Source organism: Bombella pluederhausensis, from assembly GCF_026385525.1.
Taxonomy (GTDB): domain Bacteria; phylum Pseudomonadota; class Alphaproteobacteria; order Acetobacterales; family Acetobacteraceae; genus Bombella; species Bombella pluederhausensis.
This window is the reverse complement of record NZ_JANIDY010000008.1, coordinates 1-3936: the sequence shown is the minus strand read 5'-3', so window position 1 is coordinate 3936 and position 3936 is coordinate 1. Positions and strand designations below refer to the sequence as shown.

Genomic DNA, 3936 nt, shown 5'->3' with positions numbered 1-3936 from the left:
TGGCAGCTATGCCTCCAGTGGCACGTCAGTACTGAGCGGTCGGGAACATCTTAATGTTCAGGCTTGGGGAGATGTACGCAATGCTGGCCTGATGGGCGGTGGTGCAGGTACGTATATACAGGCTGCATCTTTGGAGAATGAGGCTCAGGCCATACTCGTTGGACTGGGTGCTCCCTTGGAGATCAGGCTTACGGGGCAGGATGGCTTACAGAATGCAGGGACGATACAGACGCAGCATCTGCCGGGGCAGGGTTCGGGTGCAGATCTGAATATTGTGGCGCCTGCTCTGGTGAATTCCGGAACAGTCACGTCGGCAGATGATCTGACTGTCACGGCAGGCAGGGTGGTGAATCAGGGTGGAACCCTGCAGGCTGTGAAGGGAATGACCTTCAACAGTGTGGGAGAGTTCTACAACAATAAAGGTACTGTTCTGAACAGTCAGGGCGACTTGATCCTGAATGCCAATATTGTACGGAATGAGTCCGGGAACATAGAGTCTGCCGGTGATCTTCGGGGGGCTCTTGGCCAGTACAGCTCTGATGCGGCGTCTCGGCTGGTGGCCCAGAAAGTGATGTCCCTGTCTGCATCAGGCGGGCTGGAGAATAATGGCCTGCTGGGTGGTGGCACGGAGCTGACCGTGGAAGCGGCGTCCATCCAGAATGGAGTGCAGGGTCATATCCTGTCGAACCAGGGTGATGTGGCCCTGACAGCGCCCCAGGGATCAATCAGGAATCAGGGTGTCATAGAAGAAAGAAATCCTGCCGCGCAGCTGGCTCTGTCGGCTGCATCTCTGAACAACGGAGGGACGCTGCTATCGGCGGGAACCATTGCCCTGAAGAATGTGCAGGATGTGGTGAATTCCAGCGCGATTTACGGTGCAGGAGGGCTGGTAGGGCAGATTACCGGGCAGCTGGATAATAGCAATGGCCTGTTCGTGATCGGTGGCGGGGATGCGCATCTTTCAGCGGCGAGGGTCGTGAATGGATCCGGCACTATTCAAGCAACAGGGGGCAGGCTGACCCTTCAGGCAGGGCAGGTTGATAACAGGGGTGGGCAGATTGCTGCCGCAGCAGATGTGCAGCTGCTGAGTGATCTGCTTTCCAACCAGGACGGGGTTATACAGGCTGGCGGCGATCTGTCTCTTGGCCGCCATGGGGCGCAGGTTGATAATGACCAGGGTGTTCTGCAGGCAAGCCAGAATCTTAATGTTACCGCCGCACGTTTGACCAACAGTAACGGGAAGATTCTGTCTCTTGGTGGTGATCTGACAGTTAATAATGCTACAGATAATTTTAGCCCAAGACTTGCAGATGAGCAGGTAACTGACCTTGATAACGGTAGTGGAAGTCTACAGGCTGCCGGTTCTGTAGCGTTGGGTCTTCTGAATTGGAAGGATGATGCCCGCTCTATTATAACGGCATCACAACATATTGCACTTTCAAGTGAATCTCCGTTGACGGTGAATGGCCTGCTGATGGGAGGGCAGGGTATAAATCTGCAGTCTTCCGGTCTGACTGTTGCTCCTGGTGGGCAGATCATTTCCGGTAACGGCTTGCTGGCTCTGGAGCTGGGTGGAAACGGTCTGGACAGTCATGGCACGATTGAAGCGCAGGGGCAGGATGCCCACCTGACGGTGCAGTCAGAAGGCAACATCGTAAATCATGGGACCTTGCTGTCAACGGGGAGCATGGGGCTGACTGGTCAGAGGCAGCTGGTTAATGGTGGTACGGTGGGCGCACTGGATGGTGACCTGACTATTCAGGCGCAGAGCCTGATGAATCAGGGGAAAATTGCGTCTTCCGGCTGGCTGAACAGTGCCTTTGCAGGGGATGTGCATAATGCTGGCCAGATGTATGGCCAGAGGGGCCAGTTTCTGTCTGGGGCTGGCATTGATAACCAGAGGGGTGAGATTAGTTCTCGGGGTGACCTGACCATACAGGGGCAGTCCCTTGCGAATAATGCTGGGCGTATTCTGTCTGATGCCGGGACTGTGACAGCGCAGCTTGCTGATGCTGTCAGCAATCATGGGGGTCTTATACAGGGTCTGGGTAATATCAGTGTTACCGCAGCGTCTTTTGATAACAGTCAGCAGGGGACGGTCCTCAGCAGGCAGGGTGTAGCACAGCTTTCTACGGCTCGGCCGTTTAATAATCAGGGCGGAACGGTTCAGGGTGAGCAGGGTGTACAGCTGACAGCTTCGAGCCTTGATAACAGTCGGGGCGGCCTGATCAATGCGGTTTCAGGTGGCGTAAATATTACGGCTCCCGGTGGGAATGGTCTGGATGTTTTCCATAATGAGGGGGGGACCATACAGGCCAATGGTGACCTTCATCTTGCCGTGCAGCACCTGAGCAATGCGGACGGGAAAATTCTTCAGCAGTCTGAAACAGGTGTGCTGAGCCTTGATGGAGGGGCAGGGAAGCTTGTTGAAGTGGTCGCCGGGTCTGTGGGTACGATTCAGACTAAAGGAAGTCTGAGCCTTGCAGTGAATAGTCTGCATGGGGTCGGAGCTCTTATTGCGCCGCAGGACCTCAGTGTGACGACATACACGCCTGATGCTGATGCGTTCTTTCAGGCTGGTCGTGATGCTTTCATAACAATTCTGGGCGATTATCACACTGCAATTGGGGCCGGTGTTCTGGCCGGGCGCAATGCAACAGTGCAGGCGGCTTCCATCAGCAATGATGGAGCCCTGATGGCGAATGGTGGAACCCTGACCGTTCATTCTGACAGGGATATTTACAATACTGGCCTGCTGTATGGTGCAACAGGGCTGGCCATGACCCTGCCCGGTACGCTGACCAATCATAAGGGAGCCATTCTTACGGGGAATGGTTCCATACTGGTTCAGAACAATAATCAGGGAAATATTTCAGCATTCTTGAATCAGTCCGGTCTGGTGCGTGCTGATGGAGAACAGAGTGACATTTTCATAAAATCGCATGATATTGAGAATGTAATTCTGGGTAATATTAGGGTTGTTACACCATCAAAACCAAATCATGTGGTTTTTGATCATATGCAGGGGGGAGAACGATATGGAACGATTGATGTCCCTAAAGGTTTGTTAGATGAGCATGGTGAACAGGGAAAAGGTTATCTTGAGTTTTGGGCAAGTCACAAGGGGCAGAAGGCTAATAGAGGTTCCTATCAGGTTCAAATGACAGAGTCATATATTGAGATTGATGGTTCTGATAAGTCTTATGCGCCTCCTTTAATTTCTGCTGGTCATGATATACTATTATCTTCGGAAGGTAACATAATTAACAAAGCTGGACATGTAGCTGCTGGAAATAACCTGACATTACAGGGTACTAGTCTTGATAATTATGGATACAATATTACAAAGCAATATAGTATATATTATTGGGATAGAAGAGGGGCAAGAGTTAGTAGCGCTAATTCAACGGTGCCGATAAAGTCTTATTTCAATGGAGATGAGACCATCCCCTGGGGTAATATTATTATAATTCCAGGGTCGTACAGTGGATATATTAAAGCCGGTAATAATATAAATGGTGATATTAAGGGGGATATAAAAAACGTTGTCTATTATGGTGGGGCAGGAGGTAAGGGTCTACCGGACTTTGGTGGTTCTATTCCCGCTGGCTTGTCTGGAAGGTCTTCCACGAATGTAAAGGGGGCTGACGGAGTTAGTGGGAGTGCAGGTTCAGGAGGAGCATCAGGACTGAATCCTGCTGGCCGGCCATTGGTGGAACCCACACCAGTTGCATGGAATGACAACGTATCCCTTCCCGGTTTTAGCGGGACTACGGTGGCGGTTTCGTCCTCCAGCATACCGACTGCAGAGTGGAAACCGGCAGATCAGTCTTCACCCAACTCGACATTAACCAGCGGCGTTTCCGTCCCGACAGGCAAAGAAGGTTCCTTGTCAGCAGCCTCTGTGCATCAGGTAGAAGGCGGGGCCCTGACGGG

General features: G+C 52.2%; 1 protein-coding gene. It reads left to right on the top strand.

Annotation, left to right across the window (positions count from 1 at the left end):
- Nucleotides 1-3936: beta strand repeat-containing protein (locus NQF86_RS09090; protein WP_266117329.1), on the top strand; the 3936-nt coding region annotated here is incomplete at both ends.